General features: G+C 61.3%; 20 protein-coding genes. 16 read left to right on the top strand and 4 right to left on the bottom strand.

Features of this window, described 5'->3' with window-relative positions; genetic code table 11:
• From dcd to dctP, 3 genes are all read right to left on the bottom strand, one after another.
• The gene (gene dcd, locus DHB74_RS00640; RefSeq protein WP_036993466.1) at positions 1-567 is read right to left on the bottom strand and encodes a dCTP deaminase; all 567 of its coding nucleotides are present in this window, start codon (positions 565-567) and stop codon (positions 1-3) included.
• Between the two features lie 124 nt (positions 568-691).
• Complete coding sequence (apbC, locus tag DHB74_RS00645) at positions 692-1,783, bottom strand: iron-sulfur cluster carrier protein ApbC (RefSeq protein WP_036993468.1); 1,092 nt, start codon at positions 1,781-1,783, stop codon at positions 692-694.
• Positions 1,784-1,857: 74 nt separating this feature from the next.
• Positions 1,858-3,048, bottom strand: coding sequence for a TRAP transporter substrate-binding protein DctP (gene dctP, locus DHB74_RS00650; protein WP_280164290.1), 1,191 nt, complete (start codon positions 3,046-3,048; stop codon positions 1,858-1,860).
• Positions 3,049-3,233: 185 nt separating this feature from the next.
• On the opposite strand from dctP, the gene DHB74_RS00655 reads away from it, so the two are divergent.
• The 3 genes from DHB74_RS00655 (at position 3,234) to DHB74_RS00665 (ending at position 6,940) form a co-directional block, all read left to right on the top strand.
• Complete coding sequence (locus DHB74_RS00655; RefSeq protein WP_499160575.1) at positions 3,234-3,827, top strand: TRAP transporter small permease; 594 nt, start codon at positions 3,234-3,236, stop codon at positions 3,825-3,827.
• Entirely contained in the window at positions 3,827-5,107 is a 1,281-nt protein-coding gene (locus DHB74_RS00660) for a TRAP transporter large permease (protein ID WP_499160576.1), read from the top strand. Before DHB74_RS00655 ends, DHB74_RS00660 begins: the two co-directional genes overlap by 1 nt.
• Before the next feature lie 726 nt (positions 5,108-5,833).
• Positions 5,834-6,940, top strand: a complete 1,107-nt coding sequence (locus DHB74_RS00665; protein WP_499161014.1) for a methyl-accepting chemotaxis protein — start codon at positions 5,834-5,836, stop codon at positions 6,938-6,940.
• A gap of 946 nt (positions 6,941-7,886) precedes the next feature.
• Here the strand turns inward: DHB74_RS00665 and DHB74_RS00670 are convergent.
• The gene (locus tag DHB74_RS00670; RefSeq protein WP_499160577.1) at positions 7,887-8,498 is read right to left on the bottom strand and encodes an alpha/beta fold hydrolase; all 612 of its coding nucleotides are present in this window, start codon (positions 8,496-8,498) and stop codon (positions 7,887-7,889) included.
• A 375-nt stretch (positions 8,499-8,873) separates the two neighbouring features.
• Here DHB74_RS00670 and ccoN point away from each other — a divergent pair, with 375 nt between their 5' ends.
• From ccoN to DHB74_RS00735, 13 genes are all read left to right on the top strand, one after another.
• On the top strand, positions 8,874-10,301 hold the full coding sequence (gene ccoN, locus DHB74_RS00675) for a cytochrome-c oxidase, cbb3-type subunit I (RefSeq protein ID WP_074778260.1): 1,428 nt from the start codon (positions 8,874-8,876) through the stop codon (positions 10,299-10,301).
• 11 nt (positions 10,302-10,312) lie between these two features.
• Entirely contained in the window at positions 10,313-10,924 is a 612-nt protein-coding gene (gene ccoO, locus DHB74_RS00680) for a cytochrome-c oxidase, cbb3-type subunit II (protein ID WP_036993473.1), read from the top strand.
• 6 nt (positions 10,925-10,930) lie between these two features.
• A complete protein-coding gene (locus DHB74_RS00685) occupies positions 10,931-11,119 on the top strand; it encodes a CcoQ/FixQ family Cbb3-type cytochrome c oxidase assembly chaperone (RefSeq protein WP_036993474.1) in 189 nt (62 codons plus the stop codon).
• Positions 11,116-12,003 (top strand): cytochrome-c oxidase, cbb3-type subunit III, encoded by an 888-nt coding sequence (ccoP, locus tag DHB74_RS00690; protein WP_074778256.1) that lies wholly within the window; start codon positions 11,116-11,118, stop codon positions 12,001-12,003. Before DHB74_RS00685 ends, ccoP begins: the two co-directional genes overlap by 4 nt.
• A gap of 132 nt (positions 12,004-12,135) precedes the next feature.
• The gene (gene ccoG / locus DHB74_RS00695) at positions 12,136-13,548 is read left to right on the top strand and encodes a cytochrome c oxidase accessory protein CcoG (protein ID WP_036993476.1); all 1,413 of its coding nucleotides are present in this window, start codon (positions 12,136-12,138) and stop codon (positions 13,546-13,548) included.
• Between the two features lie 4 nt (positions 13,549-13,552).
• Complete coding sequence (locus tag DHB74_RS00700) at positions 13,553-14,068, top strand: FixH family protein (protein WP_036993478.1); 516 nt, start codon at positions 13,553-13,555, stop codon at positions 14,066-14,068.
• Entirely contained in the window at positions 14,065-16,518 is a 2,454-nt protein-coding gene (locus DHB74_RS00705; RefSeq protein WP_036993481.1) for a heavy metal translocating P-type ATPase, read from the top strand. Before DHB74_RS00700 ends, DHB74_RS00705 begins: the two co-directional genes overlap by 4 nt.
• The gene (ccoS, locus tag DHB74_RS00710; protein ID WP_036993483.1) at positions 16,515-16,739 is read left to right on the top strand and encodes a cbb3-type cytochrome oxidase assembly protein CcoS; all 225 of its coding nucleotides are present in this window, start codon (positions 16,515-16,517) and stop codon (positions 16,737-16,739) included. Before DHB74_RS00705 ends, ccoS begins: the two co-directional genes overlap by 4 nt.
• Before the next feature lie 2 nt (positions 16,740-16,741).
• Complete coding sequence (locus tag DHB74_RS00715; RefSeq protein WP_036993484.1) at positions 16,742-17,470, top strand: sulfite exporter TauE/SafE family protein; 729 nt, start codon at positions 16,742-16,744, stop codon at positions 17,468-17,470.
• Between the two features lie 91 nt (positions 17,471-17,561).
• Complete coding sequence (gene fnr / locus DHB74_RS00720; protein WP_036993485.1) at positions 17,562-18,290, top strand: fumarate/nitrate reduction transcriptional regulator Fnr; 729 nt, start codon at positions 17,562-17,564, stop codon at positions 18,288-18,290.
• 19 nt (positions 18,291-18,309) lie between these two features.
• On the top strand, positions 18,310-18,855 hold the full coding sequence (locus DHB74_RS00725) for an adenine phosphoribosyltransferase (protein WP_036993487.1): 546 nt from the start codon (positions 18,310-18,312) through the stop codon (positions 18,853-18,855).
• A gap of 4 nt (positions 18,856-18,859) precedes the next feature.
• Positions 18,860-20,065, top strand: coding sequence for an MFS transporter (locus DHB74_RS00730; RefSeq protein WP_211242662.1), 1,206 nt, complete (start codon positions 18,860-18,862; stop codon positions 20,063-20,065).
• Positions 20,066-20,155: 90 nt separating this feature from the next.
• The gene (locus DHB74_RS00735; protein ID WP_074778250.1) at positions 20,156-20,800 is read left to right on the top strand and encodes a response regulator; all 645 of its coding nucleotides are present in this window, start codon (positions 20,156-20,158) and stop codon (positions 20,798-20,800) included.
• The last annotated feature ends 40 nt before the right edge of the window (positions 20,801-20,840 follow it).

A 20,840-nucleotide genomic window follows, 5' to 3' on the forward strand; every position in this document is an offset into this window, starting at 1 on the left:
TCAGGCCCGCGGCAGGGTAACGCCGCGCTGGCCCTGGTACTTGCCACCCCGATCCTTGTAGGACACTTCACAGGCTTCGTCGGACTCGAAGAACAGCATCTGCGCCACGCCTTCATTGGCGTAGATCTTCGCCGGCAGTGTGGTGGTGTTGGAGAACTCCAGGGTGACGTGACCTTCCCATTCCGGCTCCAGCGGGGTGACGTTGACGATGATGCCGCAACGGGCGTAGGTACTCTTGCCCAGGCAGATGGTCAGTACGTTACGCGGGATGCGGAAATATTCCACGGTGCGGGCCAGCGCGAAGGAGTTCGGCGGAATGATGCAAACGTCACTCTTGACGTCGACGAAGCTCTTCTCGTCGAAATGCTTCGGGTCGACGGTGGCCGAGTGGATGTTGGTGAACACCTTGAATTCATCGGCGCAGCGTACATCGTAGCCGTAGCTGGACACGCCGTAGGAGATCACCCGCTCGCCCTCCTCGCCACGTATCTGACGCTCGACAAAGGGCTCGATCATCCCATGTTCCTGGGACATGCGGCGTATCCAACGGTCCGATTTGATGCTCATGGGTTTGTCCTGATCCAAGCGTTGAAAAGAGGGCCTGCATATTACCGGGTATTGGGCGGACACTAAAGCCTCGGGCAACATCGTCCGCCTTTCGGGTGTAGCGCCCGGCGCCATGGGCGGTGGATCAGTCCTCGCTGATGCTGATATCCGGCATGGCGCTCTGGCCGGCGCGGGCGGCGATGCGGGCGCCGACATGACGGGCCATGTCCTGGTAGATCATGCTGATCTGGCATTCCGGCTCGGCGATGACCGTGGGTTTGCCGCCATCGGCCTGCTCGCGGATCATCATCGACAACGGCATGGATGCCAACAGGTCAACGCCGTATTCGTCCGACAGCCGCTCGCCGCCACCCTCCCCGAACAGGTGCTCGGCATGGCCGCAGTTGGAGCAGATGTGCACGGCCATGTTCTCCACCACACCCAGTACTGGAATATTGACCTTGCCAAACATCTCGATGCCCCTGCGCGCATCCAGCAGGGCGATGTCCTGGGGAGTAGTGACGATAACCGCGCCGGTAACGGGCACTTTCTGCGCCAGGGTCAGCTGGATGTCGCCGGTACCCGGCGGCATGTCGATCACCAGATAGTCCAGGTCATCCCAGACACTCTGGGTCAGCAGTTGCATCAGGGCGCCGGAGACCATCGGCCCGCGCCAGGCCAGAGGGGTATTGTCATCGGCGAGAAAGGCCATGGTCATGACCTGCAAGCCGTGGGCATGGGGTGGAACAAAGAATTTCTCGTCGCGTACCTGAGGGCGGGTACCGGAGGGCACGCCCAGCATCATGCCCATGCTGGGGCCATAGATATCGGCATCCAGTACACCGACCCGCGCTCCTTCACCGGCCAGTGCCAGCGCCAGGTTAACGGCGGTGGTGGATTTGCCGACGCCGCCCTTGCCTGAGGCAACAGCGATGATGTTCTTGACGTTGGCCAGGGCCGGAATGCTGCCCTGCGCAGGAGCGGCGGGCACTTCCCAGCGCACCGTGATGGCCGCCGAATCCACACCCGCCACATTCTCGACCGCCACCTTCAGCATCTCGCCGATGCCATTGACGATGTTGTTCGCCGCATAGCCCAGCACCAGCTCGGCAGTCACCCGGTTGCCATTGATCTGCAGCGACCGCAGACAACCCGAGCTCAGCAGGTCGGTCTTGAGGTAAGGGTCCTGGTAGCTGGCCAGGGCCTGTTCTACAGCGGAGCGGTCAATCTGCGTCATGGCGTATATCCTATGGGGAAACAATACCCCACATGCTACTGCCTGGAGCGCCGATTGACCACGCCGCAGAGCGGTCAGGGAGTTACCGACTCCGCAGCATCATCACTGGCGTTGTCGGCATGGTCCAGCTCGGGCTGCGTTGGCGACTCGCCCGGTGCGATGCTGTCATTGGTCTCGGTGGTCGGTACCGGCTCGTCCGCCGACTCGGGGGCGCCCTCCTCGACCAGTTCAAGCAATGCATTGAGCAGGTTCTCGCCCCGGTCACCGACCATGTCCACGAACACATCACGTACCGGCAGGCTGCGCTCACGGAACACCGCCCGCTCCTCAGGAGTGAGACGGATGACTTCGATGTCGCTGTTCTCGGTGATGATGTTCAGCCGCTCGGTGTTCAGCCGGGTCTGGACCTCGTGAATGTAAGGCACCAGCTCGACAACGGCATCTTCGATGACCTGCTCATGCTCGTCGGACAGGTTGTCGTACCAGTCGGCATTGGCCATGACGGTAGCGATGAACTGGGCCTGGTTGGCAAAGATCATGTAATCCTGCACCTGGTAAAAGTCCATTTCCTGGTGGGCGAACACCGGCTGGATGTTGCCGTCCAGCTGTCCCAGTTGCAGGCCGCTGTAGAGCTCGCCGTATTCCATGGTGGTGGGGTTGGCACCATAGGCGCTGTAGGTCTCGCGCAACAGCCGGTTATCCATGGTGCGGATGGCCAGCCCGGCGAAGTCCTCGGGAGTGCGTACCGCCTTGTTGGCAGTCCAGACCTGCCAGCCCTCGGGCACGATCGCCAGGGGATGCAGACTGCGTTCCCGGAAGGAGTCGATCAGATCATCGTTTTTGCGAAACGCTTCGTCATTGAGGATCTGGGTGTTGCGCAGCTCATCGTCGGTAAGAATGAAGTTCAGACTGAACAGCTGAGATTCAGGCACCGTGCCGCCGAGAAAGCCTGAACCGAACGCCAGTTGAACTGAACCAGCCTGCACCTGATCATAAATATCGGTGAGACCGCCAAGCTGGCCGTAGGGAAACAAGCGGACTTCCACTTGCCCGTCAGTCTTTTCACTGACTATTTCTGCGAAGCGATTGGCGTATTCATATTGCACACTGCCTTCGATTTCTTCCAACCCGAAACGCCAGACTTCGACCTGGCCGGTTGCCGGTTGTTCATCCTTGGCAGTCTGCGCTTTCTGCTGCTCATCGTCTCCGCCACAGGCCGTCAGAATCAAGGCCGCAGCGCCTATCCATCCATTTCTCCATTTCATGGAACATTCCTCATCTATTGTTCTTGTAACCACAGGAAACACTATCACAGGCTTCGCAGATGTCCATGTTTGGGCCGTGCAATTGAAAAAAAGATCCTGTATTTTTGAAAAACAAGCGCAGCGGCGGCGATTATCCTTCGTACAAGAATGATAAACTTAGCAGCAGCCGAACCAGGAAGGAGTGTATGCCCAAGCCCGCAGACTCGACGGCAAGCCCTGTTGTCCGAGCACTGAGCACCATCGACCGCCTCACCGAAGGGGTGGAAAAACTGATTCTCGGCGGCAGCGTACTGTTTCTGACTGCTCTTCTGGTACTTCATGTGCTGGCGCGGCAGCTGTTTGACAGTGGCATTCCCGGCCAGGTCGAGCTGACCCAGTTCAGCCTGGTCATCATGACCTTCGCCGGCCTGGGTTATGCCGTGCGCCGGGCACGCCACATCGCCATGTCAGCCTTTTATGATCAGTTGCGCGGCCGACCACGCAAGGCATTGCTGGTATTCATCTGCCTGGTCTCGGGCGCAATGATGATGTTCTTCGCGTGGCATGCCTGGGGTTATGTCAGCAGTATCCGTGCCGTGGGCCGTACGTCCTCAGCGCTGGGCATTGCTCTGTGGATTCCCTATCTGATGGCGCCGATCGGCTTTGCCCTGGCCGGCATCCAATATTGGCTGACGGCCACGCGCAATATCACCTCCCGGCACATCTACCGCTCCTTCACCGAGCTGGAACGCTACGACGACGTGCCGACCGAGGGTGCGGTCGAGACTGGGACCAACTGATGCTGACGCTCACCCTGATTGTGACCGTGATCCTGCTGCTGATGGGCTTTCCGATGATGCTGCCGCTGCTGGCCGCCAGCCTGATGCTGCTGTTTCTGGTATTGCAGATGGACAACGTCGGCCTGCTGATTGGCCAGATGATCAGCGGGGTGCAGAGCTGGGCGCTGGCCGCCGTGCCGCTATTCATTTTGGCCGCTGACATCATGACCCGCGGCCATACCGCCAACCGCCTGCTGGATCTGGTGCAAAGCTTCGTCGGCCATCTGCGCGGCGGACTGCCAATCACCACGGCCGCCAGCTGTACACTGTTCGGTGCGGTGTCCGGCTCGACCCAGGCAACGGTCGTGGCCATGGGCGGGCCAATGCGCCCCAAACTGCTGGAAAAGGGCTACTCGGATAAATTCAGCATGGCCCTGATCATCAATGCCAGCGACATTGCCCTGCTGATTCCGCCCAGTATCGGCCTGATCATCTACGGTGTGGTATCGGGCGCCTCGATTGGCGACCTGTTTATCGCGGGCATCCTGCCCGGGCTGCTATTGTTGGTGCTGTTTTCGATCTACTGCTGGATCGCCTCCACCCGCATGGGCATCGAACCCGAGCCGAAGGCGACCTGGCGATATCGTTGGCAGGCGCTGAAGAGAGCCGTTTTGCCGCTGGGCTTTCCGCTGGTAGTGGTAGGCGGTATCTATGGCGGTATTTTCAGCCCAACCGAGGCGGCAGCCATCGCGGTGCTCTATGCCGTGATTCTGGAAGTCGTGATCCTGCGGTCGGTCAAGATCACCGAGTTGTGGGATGTCGCCCTGTCCACTGGCCTGATCACCGCCGTGGTGTTCATTCTGGTGGCCGCGGGCAATGCCTTTACCTACACCATCTCATTTGCCGGCATTCCCCAGGCGATCCTCAATCCGATCATTGCCGATATCGGCCACAGCCAGGTGCTGGTGTTGTCGCTGATTGCGGTGTCTTTCTTCATCGGCTGCATGTTTGTCGACCCCATCGTGGTGATCCTCATCCTGACGCCACTGTTCAAGCCGGCGGTGGCCGCGGCCGGGCTGGACCCGGTGCATGTGGGCATCATTGTCACGCTGCAGGCGGCCATCGGCTCGGCCACCCCACCCTTCGGCTGCGATATCTTCACCGCCATGGCGATATTCCGTCGCCCCTACTTCGATGTAATCCGCGGCACACCGCCATTCATCGCCCTGTTGTTGCTGGCGACAATCATTCTGATCCTGTTCCCTTCGATTTCCCTGTGGCTGCCTTCTCTGGCGAACTGATTACAAATTGACACTCTTGTTTGAGACAGTTCTGCCGATAAGGTGGCGAGTAGCACTTTGAGACCCCATGTCTCAGGTGACTCATGGACGAAACATAACAATGCTCCGGAAAGGGGCAATGGGGGAATCATGCAGGCTATCTCCACACCCAACGACACCCAAACCGCTATACGTTTTTCCCCAGCTGGCGCCGTTACTGGTACCGGCGTGGCACTGGCGATCTGTATTCTCGGCCTGGGCAGCCTGCTGCTGTGGCTGGGGGACGGCCTGATCCGCACTCTTGCGCTGGGTCTGATGGCTGTCTCATTGTGCTTCATCTGGCAGTTGGTGCGACAACCACAACATACAAACCCTCTGGCTGAGCGGCTGGAGCAGGCCAATGCATTGCAGATCAACCTGGCCGTAGCGACCCTTCAGGATGACTCTGCCGCCAGTCAGGCATTTGCACGCTTCAGCGCCCGGCTGCGCAGCATGCTGCTCGATCTGCAGCATCAGAGCATGAGCATCGCCCTGGCGTCAGCACGCAACCGGGTACTGACCGAGCACGCGGAACGCGAGGCCAAGGCGCAACAGCAGCTATCCGAGCTGATCTTCCAGGCCAGCGACCAAACCAGCAGCGCGCTGCAAGATATCGCTGCCCGCACCAGCAATATCACCGGCATGACGGCACGCAACCTGGATGGTGCCAAGACATCCCAGGCGCAGCTGAGCGAAGCCTGTGAACGCATGCAGCAGATCAGCGAGGCGATGACCGGCTTCAAGGCCAACATCGACGCGCTGGGCGCCAGCTCCGGACAGATCCGCAAGATTCTGACGACGGTTCAGGATTTCTCCGCGCAAACCAATATGCTTGCGCTGAACGCGGCCATCGAAGCGGCGCGGGCCGGCGAGCAAGGCCGTGGCTTTGCCGTGGTGGCTGATGAGGTGCGTAACCTGTCGATCCAGGTCGGCAATGCCGCGGACCAGATCGACCAGCTCATGGGGCAAATGCTAGGCGCGATGAACGGTGCCGAGGAGCAGACCCTGCGCATGCAGCAGCAGTCGGACAGTGCCGGGGGCGCGGTGCAAGCGGCGGCGGCCCAGTTTGGCCAGATGGTCGAGGACTTTCAGTTGACCAATGATGACCTGCTGATGGTCAGCAGCGCCCTGGAAGAACTCGCAGTCGGCAATCAGGAGACCCATCAGCACAGCAGTGCCATCCGGGACAGCAGCCTGGGGATCAGCCGGAGCATGGAGCAAAGCTTTGTGCTGGCGGATCACCAGCGCGATGAAAGCAACGCAGCGCTGCAGACACTGAGCCTGGTCCGCCTGGGCGAAGGCCGGCTGGAACAGGTTAGCGATATATTGCTCGCGCGCCGCAGCCGGCTGGAATCCGCGCTGCAGGAACTCACTGAACGTGGCGTGGATGTGTTCGACCGCAATTACCAGGCAATCAATGATCAGCCGGGCAAACACCGGGTCAGTTGGGCAGAGCCCTTCCGCCAGTCGGTCCAGCCGCTACTGGATGAGTGGGACCGCGGCGGTGAGGATGGTGTGCTCTACACGACGGCCATCGATGACCACGGTTACATGGCTGCGGCCCGCACCGCCGCCTCCCAGCCGCCGAGCGGCGATCCCCGCAAGGATGCCATGCGCAGCACCCATATGCGCTTCACGATCAGCAACCCGGTGGAGCTGGAGAATCTGCGCAAGTGCACCTATATAGGCCTGGGCACCTTCATCCTGCCCGATGGACGCCCGATCTTCGTCCTGTTCGTCCCCCTGATGCTCAATGGGCGGCGCTGGGGCACCCTGACCGCCGGGATTCTGCCGGATGCCCTGGGATTGCAGTAACGGAAGCGTGCTAGCCCCTGGGAGCGTCGAGCACCAGCTCGATGAGCGGGGTTAGCCGGAAACACTGACGTCGCCGGCTGATTTTGGTACGAGCTGGTGCTCGAACCTCCCAGGGAGTGCCGGCTGGTTTTTCCTGGGAGCGTCGAGCACCAGCTCGATGAGCGGAGTTAGCCGGAAACACCGACGTCGCCGGCTGGTTTTGGTACGAGCTGGTGCTTGAGCCTCCCAGGGAGTGCCGGCTGGTTTTTCCTGGGAGCGTCGAGCACCAGGTCGATGAGCGGACTAGCCGGAAACACTGACGTCGCCGGCTGATTTTGGTACGAGCTGGTGCTCGAACCTCCCAGGGAGTGCCGGCTGGTTTTCCTGGGAGCGTCGAGCATCAGCTCGATGAGCGGAGCTAGCCGGAAACACTGACGTCGCCGGCTGATTTTGGTACGAGCTGGTGCTTGACCCTCCCAGGGAGTGCCGGCTGGTTTTTCCTGGGAGCGTCGAGCACCAGCTCGATGACCGGAGCTAGCCGGAAACGCTGACGTCGCCGGCTGGTTTTGGTACGAGCTGGTGCTCGAACCTCCCAGGGAGGGCCGGCTTGTTTTTCCTGGGAGCGTCGAGCACTAGCTCGATGACCGGAGCTAGCCGGAAACACTGACGTCGCCGGCTGGTTTTGGTACGAGCTGGCGCTCGAACCTCCCAGGGAGTGGCGGCTTGTTTTTCTTGGGAGCGTCGAGCACCAGCTCGATGAGCGGAGCTAGCCGGAAACACTGACGTCGCCGGCTGGTTTTGGTACGAGCTGGCGCTCGAACCTCCCAGGGAGTGCCGGCTTGTTTTCCTGGGAGCGTCGAGCACCAGCTCGATGAGCGGAGCTAGCCGGAAACACTGACGTCGCCGGCTGATTTTCGTACGAGCTGGTGCTCGAACCTCCCAGGGGGCGCCGCCCGGTGCCCGCGAATCAACCCAGCATAAAGGCTGCGGCCCGCTCCGCTGCCTGATCGATCAGGTCAGTCTGGGTCAGGCCACTGCTCTTGAGCGGCTTGAGGTCATGATCGCCGGTATCCAGCCAATCGACCTGGACCTGAGCTGATAACGGGTACCGCGCCACTTCATCGGTCTTGCCGAAGGGATCGCGGGTGCCCTGCAGGATCAGCGTCGGCGTGCGCAGCTCCGCCAGATGCGCAGTCCGCGTTTTTTCCGGCTTGCCCGGCGGATGAAAGGGATAGCCGAAGCAGATCAGCCCATCAGGCTGCAGCTCGTCGGCCAACAGACTGGCAACCCTACCGCCCATCGATTTGCCTCCTATATAAAGAGGCTGCGGCGCAGCACGGTAATGCTCGCGAAAACTGTCCTGCAGCACCGGCATGGGATTGGGCGGGCGTTTGCTGCCGCCTTCGCGCCTGCCGGCCATGTAGGGAAACTCGAACCGCAACACCCGCACGCCGCGCGTCGCCAGTGCCCTGGCTAGTTGATCCAGGTAGTCGCTGTCCATCGGTGCACCGGCCCCATGGGCCAGCAGCAGGGTTGCCCGAGGCGGGATGGCGGCCGGGGTGTCGAGAAAAGATGTCAAATGGCTGCTCCGATGGCGATATCTTGACGAGTAACTGTATCTTCGGCCAAATAACCTTGATCTTGATCATCTGCGACATCATGCCACAGCGGCGTGTCGGAACCATGCCTTCACAGGCACTACCCCGGGGACTATCCTAGCAAGCCCGGTCAGATGGCCCCGTGCCGAAGGCCGCCCGACCCCGGAGCAACCGCCACGGAATGACGCGGTTTGGCCTTCCCGAGAGCATCGCCAAACCACGCCAATTGCGCAGCACCGCCCCAGGCAGACCGGGCCATTACATTGACATGTGTCATTGCAAAGAGTACGGGCATTCCTCATACTTGCCGCCGCTTTGACCCCCTTTAACCATTGCTATCCGTGGAAATCTCTCGCATGAGCACAGCTACCACTCCGACAGCCTATAACTACAAGGTGGTTCGCCAGTTCGCCGTCATGACGGTGGTCTGGGGTATCGTAGGTATGGCATTAGGTGTCTTCCTTGCGGCCCAGTTAGTTTGGCCCGCACTCAACTTTGACCTGCCCTGGACCAGCTTCGGCCGCCTGCGCCCGCTGCACACCAACGCAGTGATCTTTGCCTTTGGCGGTTGCGCGCTGATGGGTACCTCCTTCTATGTTGTGCAGCGCACTACGCAGGCGCGGCTGTTTTCCGACCGTCTGGCCTCGTTTGTATTCTGGGGTTGGCAGGCTGTCATCGTGTTGGCCGTGATCACCCTGCCACTGGGCTACACCAGCACCAAGGAGTACGCCGAGCTGGAGTGGCCTATCGACATTCTGATCACGATAGTGTGGGTGTCCTATGCGGCGGTGTTCTTCGGCACCATCGCCAGGCGCAAGATGAAGCACATCTACGTCGCCAACTGGTTCTACGGCGCCTTCATCATCACCATCGCGGTGCTGCATGTCGTCAACAATGCGTCGATGCCTGTCAGCATGTGGAAGTCCTACTCCATGTATGCCGGCGCGACCGATGCGATGATTCAGTGGTGGTACGGTCACAACGCGGTAGGCTTCTTCCTGACGGCAGGCTTCCTCGGCATGATGTATTACTTCGTGCCCAAGCAGACCGGGCGCCCGGTATACTCCTACCGCCTGTCCATCGTGCACTTCTGGGCGCTGATCGGCCTGTACATCTGGGCTGGCCCGCACCACCTGCACTACACCGCCCTGCCTGACTGGGCACAGACCCTGGGCATGGTGATGTCACTGATTCTGCTGGCTCCGAGCTGGGGTGGCATGATCAACGGGATGATGACGCTGTCCGGCGCCTGGCACAAACTGCGCACCGACCCAATCCTGCGCTTCCTGGTGGTAGCACTGGCCTTCTACGGCATGTCCACCTTCGAAGGCCCGATGATGGCGATCAAGACCGTGAATGCCCTGTCGCATTACACCGACTGGACCATCGGCCACGTACACGCCGGCGCGCTGGGCTGGGTTGCGATGATCTCCATTGGTGCCATCTACCACATGCTGCCGAAGGTGTTCGGCCGCGAAGAGATGCACAGCATCGGTCTGATCAACGCGCACTTCTGGCTGGCGACCGTCGGTACCGTACTGTACATCGTCTCCATGTGGGTCAACGGCATCACCCAGGGTCTGATGTGGCGCGCGGTCAACGTTGACGGCACCCTGACCTACTCCTTCGTTGAAGCGCTGGAGGCCAGTCATCCGGGCTTCATCGTGCGCTGGATCGGTGGTCTGTTCTTCCTGATCGGCATGCTGCTGATGGCCTACAACACCTGGCGCACCATCCGTGCTGCCAAGCCGGCCGAAGCCCAAGCCGCAGCCCAGATCGCCTGAGGAATTGATTGATGAAACAGCATGAGATAGTTGAAAAGAACGTTGGTCTGCTGATCGTGCTGATCGTGGTAGCGATCAGCTTCGGCGGCCTGACCCAGATCGTACCGCTGTTCTTCCAGGACGAAACCACCCAGCCGGTTGAGGGTCTGCGCCCCTACACCGCGCTGGAGCTGGAAGGCCGCGACATCTATATCCGCGAAGGCTGTGTAAGCTGCCACTCGCAGATGATCCGTCCGTTCCGTTCGGAAACCGAGCGTTACGGTCATTACTCCGTTGCCGGTGAGAGCGTCTGGGAGCACCCCTTCCTGTGGGGCTCCAAGCGTACCGGTCCGGACCTGGCCCGGGTTGGCGAGCGCTACTCCGACGACTGGCATCGTGCGCACCTGATCAACCCGCGTGACGTGGTGCCGGAATCGAAGATGCCGGCCTACCCCTGGCTGCAGGAAAACGTCCTGGATGGCAAGCACACCGCCAAGAAAATGGAAGTACTGCGCAAGCTGGGCGTTCCATACACCGATGAAGACATTGCCGGAGCCACTGCGGAAGTCAAAGGCGTCGCCGAAATGGACGCCCTGATTGCCTATCTGCAGCACCTGGGCACTGTCATCTCCGACCGCCGGTAACCAACAATGGATATCAACACTCTACGCGGCATCGCCACCATATTCGCCATGGTGGCCTTTATCGGCATCGTGGTATGGGCCTACAGCTCGTACAAGAAGAAGGACTTTGATGAGGCCGCTCAGCTACCCTTCGCCGACGACGATGAAGACCAGAAGACGCGGGAGCAGCAAGACACCGGGAGTAATGAAAAATGAGCAATTTCTGGAGTGGGTACATCATTACCCTCACCTTGGTCTTCCTTTTCCTGACCACCTGGCTGCTGTTTGCCACGCGCAAGGGACAGCGGCCTGACCAGACCGACAGCACCACCGGCCATGAGTACGACGGCATCGCCGAGCTGGATAACCCCCTGCCCCGCTGGTGGTTCATGCTGTTCATCGCAACGCTGGTGTTCAGCGCGATCTATCTGGTCCTGTACCCCGGCATGGGCAAATGGCCGGGCGTTCTGAACTGGACCCAGGTCAATCAGTACGAACGTGAAGTGGCGCGCGCCGAGGAGCAATTTGCACCGATCTTCGCCCGCTACACCGATCTGCCGATCAGCGAAGTGGCCCGTGACGAGGAAGCTCTCCGCATCGGTCAGCGCCTGTTCGCGACCAACTGCTCGGTATGCCACGGTTCCGACGCTCGCGGCGCCTTTGGCTTTCCGAACCTGACCGATAATGACTGGCTGTGGGGCGGTGAGCCCGAGCAGATCCTGACTACCCTGCGTCAGGGTCGCCAGGCTGCGATGCCGGCCTGGTTGGCGGTGGTCGGTGAGCAAGGCGTTCGCAACGTCGCCGGCTATGTGCGCAGTCTCTCCGGGCTGGAGTCCGAAGGCGTAGATATCGACGCCGGCAAACAGGTATTTGCCAGCAACTGTGTGGCCTGTCACGGCCCTGATGGCAAGGGCAACCCGCTGCTGGGCGCGCCCAACCTGACCGATGATAACTGGCTGTATGGTTCCAGCATGTTGCAGGTCCAGCACTCCATCCGTGCCGGCCGTAACGGTAACATGCCGTCCCAGGCTCACCTGGGTGAAGACAAGCTGCACATGCTTGCCTCCTACGTCTACAGCCTCTCGCTGGACGACGAGTAACACCCCCGCGCGACGCCCTGTCGCATGGTTCGAGACGCCCGTCCGGTTTAAGCTGGTCGGGCGTCTTCGCATATCCTGACCAGCACTGCTCTGGCCAGGCGTCCCTTCTCATAACGATATGGCCAGCCTGATATGAGCGAGAAGATACCCGTTAAAGATGTTTCCCCGGACAAGATAGAAGCCGTCGACCTGTATGCCAAGCGCGAGAACATTCATACGCGCTCCTACCAGGGCTTTTTCAAGAACATCCGCCTGGCGGGTGTGGCGGCGTTGTTTCTGCTGTTCTTTGGTACCGTGTGGCTGAATATCGACGGTCGCCAGGCGGTGCTGTGGGATCTGCCCGCACGCCAGTTCCATATCTTCGGTGCCACCTTTCAACCACAGGACTTCTTTCTGCTGTCTTTCCTGTTGATCATCTGCGCCTTCGGCCTGTTCTTCATCACCACCTTCGCCGGGCGCATCTGGTGCGGTTATACCTGTCCGCAAACCGTGTGGACCTGGATTTTCATGTGGGCCGAGCGCGTCACCGAAGGCGAGCGCAACGCGCGTATCAAGCTCGACGCGGCGCCAGTAAGCGCCAACAAACTGCTGCGCCGCAGTGCCAAGCATACGTTGTGGATCGGTGTGTCACTGGTCACCGCGCTGACCTTTGTCGGTTACTTCACGCCCATTCGCGGCCTGCTGGTCGACCTGGTCACCTTCAACCTGAACGGCTGGGCGGCCTTCTGGATATTTTTCTTCACTGCGGCGACCTATATCAACGCCGGCTGGCTGCGCGAACAGGTGTGCTTCTACATGTGCCCCTACGCGCGCTTCCAGAGCGTGATGTTCGACAAGGACACCATGGTGGTGACCTATGACTATCATCGCGGCGAAGACCGTGGCCCGCGCAAGAAGGGCGTCGAACCCGCCGAGCTGGGCCTGGGCGATTGCATCGATTGCACGATGTGCGTACAGGTCTGCCCCACCGGGATCGACATCCGCGACGGCCTGCAACACGAATGCATCCAGTGCGCGGCCTGTATCGACGCCTGTGACGACGTCATGGACAAGATGGGTTACGACCGTGGCCTGATCCGCTACACCACCGAACACAACATGGCTGGCCAGAAGACCCGCATCCTGCGTCCGCGCCTGATCGGCTACGGGGCCGCGCTGGCGCTGATGATCGGCATGTTCATCTTCACCATTGGCAATATGGCTCAAGTCAGCCTGGATGTGCAGCGCGACCGAAACGTTCTGTATCGGGAAGCCCGTGGCGGGGCCATCGAAAACGTGTACATAATCAAGGTCATGAACAAGGGTCAGCAGGCCCGCACCTTCAATCTGACGGTAGAAGGTCATCCGGAACTGGAGCTGGTACTGGCCGCCAATCGGCTCGCCATCGAGCCCAGCAGCCTGCTGCAGGTGCCGGTCAACGTCCAGCTGGAGCCAGAGTTCATGCAAGGCACCAACATGCCAATCACTTTCATCGTTACCGCGGCCGATGATGACAGCGTCTCGGCAACCTCCGAGAGCCGCTTCATGGGCCCGACACTCAGGTAGACACATGCAACACGACGAAAACATACCCCCGTGGTACAAGCAATTCTGGCCCTGGTTCCTGATCAGCATCCTGGTGTTTGCCGTGGTGATCGGGCTGGGCCTGTTGTACGTCTCCATGCTCAACCCCGACAGCATGGTGCGCGACAACTATTACAAGGAAGGCCGCGCGATCAATATGCACATGGGGCGCGATCATCGCGCCAGCGAGCTGGGTCTGAGCGCCAGCTTCACGGTCGACGAGCTGACCGGTGATATCAGCCTCCAGCTTGATGGAGAGCTGCAGCAGTTGCCGCCCCAGTTAGCCCTGGAGCTCATATCACCCACCCATGCCGAGCGTGACCGTACAGTGATGCTGCAACAGATTTCCGGCAACCGCTACACCGGTCAGTTGGAGTGGGGCATCCGGGGTCGACATTATATCGACCTGAGCGATCCGGCCCTGCCCGGCGAAACTGGCTGGCGCCTGACCGACGAAATCACTCTGGTCATGGGACAGCAGCACCAGCTCGCCGCAAAATGACCCAACCCGCGCCTTGCTATCACTGCGGCGAACCGGTTCCGTCCGGTTCGTCATGGTGCAGTATCATTCTCAGCGAGCAGCGCGCCATGTGCTGCCCCGGTTGCCAGGCCGTGGCCGACGCCATTGTCGCCGGCGGCCTGGAGTCCTACTACACCCACCGTACGGAAAACTCCGCCAATCCTGAAGCCCTGCCCCGGGCTCTGCAGGATGAGCTGGAGATGCTCGATCGCAGCGATGTACAGCAACGCTATGTCCGCAGCGAGGGCGACCACCAGCAGATCGAACTACTGATCGAGGGCATCAGCTGCGCCGCCTGCGGCTGGCTGATCGAAAAGCGCCTGGCACAGATGCCGGGTGTAATCGAAGCCACGCTGAATCTGGGCAACAACCGGCTGAATCTGAGCTGGGGCGCTGCCGATACGCGGCTGTCCGCATTGCTGGGTGAGATCAAACGCATCGGCTATGCCGCCCATCCCTACGAGCCAGACAAGGCCAGCGAGCAGATTGCCAGGGAAAACCGCCAGTATCTGCGCCGCCTCGGCCTGGCCGGGCTGATGTTCATGCAGGTGATGATGGCGACCATGGCACTGTGGGATGGTTTCAATCAGGACCTGACCCAGGAGATGGCGGTTACCCTGCGCTGGGCCGCCCTGCTGATGACCACCCCGGTGGTGCTGTACAGCTGTGCGCCGTTCTTCCGCGGCGGCTGGCGCGACCTGAAGAACCGTCGACTGAGTATGGACGTGTCGGTCTCCATGGCGATCGGCAGTGCCTATGGCGCGGGCATCTGGGCGACCTTGACCAATTCCGGCGAGATCTACTTCGATTCGGTGACGATGTTCGCGTTCTTCCTGCTGGCTGGCCGCTATCTCGAACGCCGCGCCCGCCAGCGTACCGTGGAAAGCACCGCCAAGCTGGTCAACCTGCTGCCGCCCAGCACCATCCGGGTAGATGCGCAAGGCCAGCCACAGCGGATCATGCTGGACGATGTGCGCCCCGGCGATCTGCTGGAAATCAAACCTGGGGAAAGCATACCGGCGGACGGCATCATCACTCGCGGTGTCAGCAGCATCGATGAATCTGCCCTGTCCGGTGAATACCTGCCGCTGGCCAAGCAGGTCGGCGATCAGGTTACTGCGGGGACCCTCAATGTCGAAGGGCCGCTGCAAATCCGGGTCAATGCCGTGGGTACCGAGACCCGCCTGTCAGCTATCGTCCGCCTGCTGGAACGCGCCCAGGCCGACAAGCCCAGACTGGCGCAGTTGGCCGATCAGGTAGCGCAGTACTTCCTGATCACCGTGCTGCTGGCCATCGTACTGGTCGGCAGCGCCTGGTGGTGGTTGGTCAATGGCGAGACGGCATTCTGGATCATCATCGCCATGCTGGTGGCAACCTGCCCCTGCGCCCTGTCACTGGCCACACCGACAGCATTGACCACAGCCACCGGCAGCCTGCAGAAGCTCGGCCTGCTGATCACCCGCGGGCACGTGCTGGAGGGCCTGAACAAGATAGATACGGTCATTCTCGACAAGACCGGCACGCTTACCGAAGGCCGCATGACCCTGGAGCGGATCCTGCCCTTCCCCGGCCACGACGGGGAGCAGGCGCTGCTGCAGGCGCGCATGATCGAATCGCGCTCCGAACACCCTATCGCCCGCGCCTTCGGCCGTAGCGCGGCCCAGGCCGACAGCGTGACCAGTCATCCGGGTCTGGGGCTGGAGGGGCTTTGCGACGACCAATTGCTGCGTATCGGCAAACCTGGCTATGTGGCAGAGCTGGGCAGCTGGAGCGCACCCGCGGTGCCCGACGAACCCGGCCAGTGGCTGCTGCTGGGCGATGCCCAAGGGCCGATAGCCTGGTTCGTGCTCAATGATCGTCTGCGCACCGATGCCGGCCAACTGATCCGCCAGCTCAGGGATCGGGGCCTGCGGGTGGTGTTGCTGTCGGGGGACCATGCGCCGGTGGTAGAGCGCATGGCCCACAATCTGGGCATCGAGGAAGCCATCGGCAATGCCACACCGGCGGACAAGCTGGCCTTTGTTCAGCAGTTGCAGGATCAGGGCGCCCAGGTACTGATGCTCGGTGATGGCGTCAATGACGTGCCGGTGCTGGCCAGCGCCAATATCTCGGTGGCCATGGGCGAGGCTTCTGATCTGGCCAAGACCAGCGCCGATGCGGTGCTGCTCAGCAGCCACCTGCAAGTACTGAGCGATACCTTCACCGTAGCCAGACGCACCCGGCGGATCATGATCCAGAATCTGTTCTGGGCAGGGGCGTATAATGCCGGGATATTGCCGCTGGCTGCGCTCGGACTGGTCTCGCCGGCCCTCGCTGCGGCGGGCATGTCCGCCAGCTCGCTGCTGGTGGTACTCAATGCCTTGCGTCTCAGCCGGTTACCACACAGCACGCGACGCCCGTCATCCAAGCCCCTACAGGAGCAGTTCGCATGACTATCCTCTACATTCTGGTGCCGGTCGCCATAGTGCTGGTGATCATTGCCATCTGCGTCTTCAACTGGGCCGTCAACAATGGCCAGTACGACGACCTCGACAGTCCCGCCCACAGCATCCTGTTTGACGAGGAAGATCCTGCTCACCTGGCCGCCCGCAAGAAAGCCGATCAGAGCGGCACGCCATCGAAGGATGACGGTCAGGACGAGGGTCGCAGCTGAACATGGAGCTGTTACCGCTGTTTCTTACCGCATTGGCCCTGGGGTTGCTGGGCGGCGGCCATTGCATTGGTATGTGCGGCGGGCTGATGGGCGCGCTGACGCTGGCGATTCCTGCCGAACAGCGCCACGGCTGGCGACTATGGCGTGTGCTGCTGGGCTACAACGCCGGGCGCATCGCCAGTTACGGTATGGCTGGCGCATTGATCGGCAGTCTCGGCTGGCTGATTCAGGATCTGGGGCTGGGCCAGGGGCTGCGCGTCATCGCCGGTCTGCTGATGATTGCCATGGGGCTGTATCTGGCCAATTGGTGGGCCGGGCTGACGCGCATTGAGCGACTCGGCCGCGGCCTGTGGAAACATCTGGAGCCACATGCTCGCAAGCTGCTGCCGGTCAGCCGGCTGCCCCAGGCTCTGCTGCTCGGCGCCCTATGGGGCTGGCTGCCCTGCGGGCTGGTCTACAGCACCCTGGTCTGGGCCAGCAGTCAGGGCGATGCGGCGGTGTCCGCAGGCCTGATGATGACCTTCGGTCTGGGCACGCTACCGACGCTCCTGGCTACCGGGCTGTTCGCCAACCGCATGATGGCCATCCTGAAGAAACGCGCGGTGCGCATCACCGCCGGCCTGCTGATCATCCTGTTCGGTATCTGGACCATACCCGGGCCGCATACCGCCTGGTTGATGGGCGGGCATCATGGCAGCGAGCAACATCAGGCGCCCCATACCGGGCATTGAACTCAAAGCGGTGGTAGAATTCCTGCTTACCCGACAGAGCACGCCGGCTGTTCGGCTACCGGCCGCAGGAATAGTTGAGGATCGACCCGTCATGACCGATGCCATGCCATTGTCAGCCCGCGAGGCGCACTGCAAGGACTGCAGCCTGGCCTGCATGTGCCTGCCCATCGCGCTGCATGCCGATGAGATGGACGCGCTGGATCGTATCGTCAAGCGCGGCCGGCCGCTGCGCCGCGGCGAGGTGTTGTTTCGCCAGGGCGACGAGTTCAACTCCATCTATGCATTGCGTACCGGCGCGATCAAGACCTACAGCCTCTCCGATGAGGGCGACGAACAGATCACCGGCTGCCATCTGGCCGGCGAACTGATCGGTATGTCCGGGATGGACACCAGTCGCTATACGGTGACCGCCGTGGCGCTGGAGACCACCTCGGTATGCGAAATCCCCTTCGAGACTCTCGACGAGCTGACCGCGGTCCTGCCGCAGCTGCGCAAACAACTGATGCGCCTGATGAGCCGGGAGTTGCGTGAGGATCAGGAGATGATGTTGCTGCTGTCGCGCAAGAATGCCGATCAGCGCATCGCCACGCTGCTGATCAACCTCTCGGCGCGCTTCCGGGTGCGCGGCTATTCGGCCAAATCCTTCCGGCTGGCCATGTCGCGCAGCGAGATCGGCAACTATCTGGGGCTGGCGGTGGAAACCGTATCCCGGGTATTCACCCGCTTCCAGCAGCAGGGGCTGATCACCGCCGAAGGCAAGCAGATCGAAATCCTCGACTATATTCAGCTCTGTGCTCTGGCCGGCGGCCAGAACGATTGAACCAGGACCCGTTTATCCCATGATTTTTGACGAATTCACGATCAAGTCCCTGATCCGCCCGGTACCGGGCTTCCCCAAGGAAGGCGTCACCTTCCGCGACATCACCCCGCTGTACCAGTCGCCGCGTGCCATGCGCATGGTCGCTGACAGCCTGATCCAGCGCTATGTCGAATCACCGGTTACCCATATCGGTGCGATCGATGCCCGGGGCTTTCTGCTGGGCGCGGTACTGGCCTACGAGCTGAACAAGCCGCTGATCCTGTTTCGCAAGGCCGGCAAGCTGCCCGCCGATTGCCTGCGCGAGGCCTACAGCACCGAGTACGGCGAGGCCCATATCGAAGTCCACCGTGACGCCCTGAAAGAGGGTGACCAGGTACTGCTGCTCGATGACCTGATCGCCACCGGCGGTACCTTCCTGGCTGCCGCGCGCCTGGTTTCCCAGCTCGGCGCCGAGGTATACGAAGCAGCTGCCATCATTGACCTGCCTGACCTCGGTGGCTCGCGATTGATCCAGGACGCCGGCATCGCCACCTTTACCCTCTGCGCCTTCGAAGAGGCCGAATAAGCCGATGCCTGCAGAGGCAAGTGCCCCCGCTCTGATCGAGCGGGGCACACCCGCTTTCCGCCGCGCCAGCCTGGCGCTGTTCATCTCCTCGCTGGTGATCTTCGGCAACCTGTATGCCATTCATCCTCTGCTGCCGCTGATCTCCGCACAGTACGACGTGAGCACCCTGCAGGCCAGTAATGCCTTTACCCTGAGCAGCCTGACCCTGGGCCTGTCATTGCTGCTGCACGGGCCGCTGTCCGATGCCTTTGGCCGGCGTGCTCCATTGATCATCGGCCTGGCCATGACCTCGCTACTAACCCTGGGCATGGCCTTTATCAGCAGTTTCAATGCGCTGTTGTGGATGCGCGTGGCGCAGGGCGTCGCGCTCGGCGTGCTCCCTGCCACCGCCGTTGCTTACCTTGGCGACAGCATGAACCGCCAGGCCCTGATCGGCGCCGTAGGTCTGTACATTGGCGGCAATACCCTGGGTGGCGCCGGTGGGCGCGTGCTCGGCGGCTTCATTGCCGATCATCTCGGGCTGCAGATGGTGTTCCTGATCCTTGGCGCCGGCAGCTTGGTGTGCGCGCTCGCGGTCGCCCTGCTGCTGCCACCGGCCAAGGCCTTTCGTCCGCAACGTTTGTCGCTGGGCGGCAGCCTGCGCACCTTTGCCAGCCATCTGCGCAACCGCGCGCTGTTACCAGCCTATCTGGTCGGCGGGCTGGGGTTCATGGTATTCATCAATCTCTACACCTTCATCACCTTCCGTCTCAGCGCGGCGCCCTGGCAACTGGGCGCCAGCAGTCTCGGCCTGCTGTTTCTGACCTACATGGCGGGCACTTTCTCAGCCAGCATGTCCGGTCGCATCAACCCAGCGCGCGCGGCCCAGGGCATGGCTGTGGGGGTGGTAATCTTCATGGTGGGTTGCCTGATCACCCTGGCCGAACCGCTATGGCTGATCATTACCGGCCTGATCTTCAACGCGTTCGGCTTCTTCCTCACCCATTCGCTGGCCAACAGTTGGGTCAACCAGCATGCCGCCCACGGCAAGGCCAGCTCCGCCTCGCTGTACTCGGTGTTCTACTACCTGGGTGCGGCTATCGGTATCTACTATCTAGCCCCCTTCTGGCGCGCTGCAGGCTGGCCGGCGGTGGTTGCCGGGAGTCTGCTGGTATTGATGGTCAGTCTGGCACTGATCTTCCGCTTGCACCGCGTTCGGCAGCACAGCTGACTGGACGTACCCGGCGTGCTTGCCTATCATCACTCCGAGAACAAAAACACCATCCTGTCTCAAGACAGGACAAGCCAGGGAAATGCCGGCATGCCCATAGCTACTCTGCCCCCCGACACCCGTCTGTTGCTGATCGATGATCACCAGATTTATCTCGACGGTGTGACCTTGACCCTCAATACGCTGTGCAAGGGTATTGAGCTGGACCACGCCCGCAATGCCAGCGAAGCGGAACAGCAGGTCCGTCAGCACACTTATGACCTTATCCTGCTGGACCTGCATCTACCTGACAGTAACGGTCTGATCCTGCTGGAAAAGCTCCGCGCCATCGACCCGCTGACACCAATAGCCATTCTCACCGGCAGCAACAACCCAAGCGACATGGATGCCGCTCTGCACCTCGGTGCCGCCGGTTTCATCAGCAAGACCGCTGATGGCCCGATGCTGATCAGCGCCGCCTTGCGTCTGCTGTTCGGTGAACAGGTGGTAATGGCTAACGAACACCAGCCGCTGGATCGTCAGACCAATGCCCGCGAGCAAGGCATCACTCCGCGGCAGCTGGAGATCCTCGACCTGCTGGCCGAAGGGCTGCCGAACAAGGTGATCTGCCAACGGCTGTCCCTGTCCGAAGATACTGTCAAGACCCACCTCAAAGCCGTCTTCGCCGCCCTCGGCTGCCACAACCGCACCGAATGCGTAAACACCGCGCGCCGGCAGGGTTTGATCAGCAGTTAGCCGCTCACGCACGACAAGGAAAAGCGCCCAACCCGCGTTC

This window comes from Pseudomonas sp. G11-1 (genome assembly GCF_024031555.1).
In the GTDB taxonomy this organism is placed as follows: Bacteria; Pseudomonadota; Gammaproteobacteria; order Pseudomonadales; family Pseudomonadaceae; genus Halopseudomonas; species Halopseudomonas bauzanensis.

What these genes read in the sequence shown, in the direction of transcription:
- ccoP (WP_074778256.1), top strand. Translation starts at nt 11,116, where the DNA reads ATGAGCAATTTCTGGAGTGGGTACATCATTACCCTCACCTTGGTCTTC.
- DHB74_RS00725 (WP_036993487.1), top strand. Translation starts at nt 18,310, where the DNA reads ATGATTTTTGACGAATTCACGATCAAGTCCCTGATCCGCCCGGTACCG.
- DHB74_RS00715 (WP_036993484.1), top strand. Translation starts at nt 16,742, where the DNA reads ATGGAGCTGTTACCGCTGTTTCTTACCGCATTGGCCCTGGGGTTGCTG.
- DHB74_RS00700 (WP_036993478.1), top strand. Translation starts at nt 13,553, where the DNA reads ATGCAACACGACGAAAACATACCCCCGTGGTACAAGCAATTCTGGCCC.
- dctP (WP_280164290.1), bottom strand. Translation starts at nt 3,048, where the DNA reads ATGAAATGGAGAAATGGATGGATAGGCGCTGCGGCCTTGATTCTGACG.
- DHB74_RS00685 (WP_036993474.1), top strand. Translation starts at nt 10,931, where the DNA reads ATGGATATCAACACTCTACGCGGCATCGCCACCATATTCGCCATGGTG.
- ccoO (WP_036993473.1), top strand. Translation starts at nt 10,313, where the DNA reads ATGAAACAGCATGAGATAGTTGAAAAGAACGTTGGTCTGCTGATCGTG.
- ccoG (WP_036993476.1), top strand. Translation starts at nt 12,136, where the DNA reads ATGAGCGAGAAGATACCCGTTAAAGATGTTTCCCCGGACAAGATAGAA.
- ccoS (WP_036993483.1), top strand. Translation starts at nt 16,515, where the DNA reads ATGACTATCCTCTACATTCTGGTGCCGGTCGCCATAGTGCTGGTGATC.
- DHB74_RS00665 (WP_499161014.1), top strand. Translation starts at nt 5,834, where the DNA reads ATGCAGCAGATCAGCGAGGCGATGACCGGCTTCAAGGCCAACATCGAC.
- DHB74_RS00655 (WP_499160575.1), top strand. Translation starts at nt 3,234, where the DNA reads ATGCCCAAGCCCGCAGACTCGACGGCAAGCCCTGTTGTCCGAGCACTG.
- ccoN (WP_074778260.1), top strand. Translation starts at nt 8,874, where the DNA reads ATGAGCACAGCTACCACTCCGACAGCCTATAACTACAAGGTGGTTCGC.
- DHB74_RS00735 (WP_074778250.1), top strand. Translation starts at nt 20,156, where the DNA reads ATGCCCATAGCTACTCTGCCCCCCGACACCCGTCTGTTGCTGATCGAT.
- DHB74_RS00705 (WP_036993481.1), top strand. Translation starts at nt 14,065, where the DNA reads ATGACCCAACCCGCGCCTTGCTATCACTGCGGCGAACCGGTTCCGTCC.
- DHB74_RS00660 (WP_499160576.1), top strand. Translation starts at nt 3,827, where the DNA reads ATGCTGACGCTCACCCTGATTGTGACCGTGATCCTGCTGCTGATGGGC.
- apbC (WP_036993468.1), bottom strand. Translation starts at nt 1,783, where the DNA reads ATGACGCAGATTGACCGCTCCGCTGTAGAACAGGCCCTGGCCAGCTAC.
- dcd (WP_036993466.1), bottom strand. Translation starts at nt 567, where the DNA reads ATGAGCATCAAATCGGACCGTTGGATACGCCGCATGTCCCAGGAACAT.
- DHB74_RS00730 (WP_211242662.1), top strand. Translation starts at nt 18,860, where the DNA reads ATGCCTGCAGAGGCAAGTGCCCCCGCTCTGATCGAGCGGGGCACACCC.
- fnr (WP_036993485.1), top strand. Translation starts at nt 17,562, where the DNA reads ATGACCGATGCCATGCCATTGTCAGCCCGCGAGGCGCACTGCAAGGAC.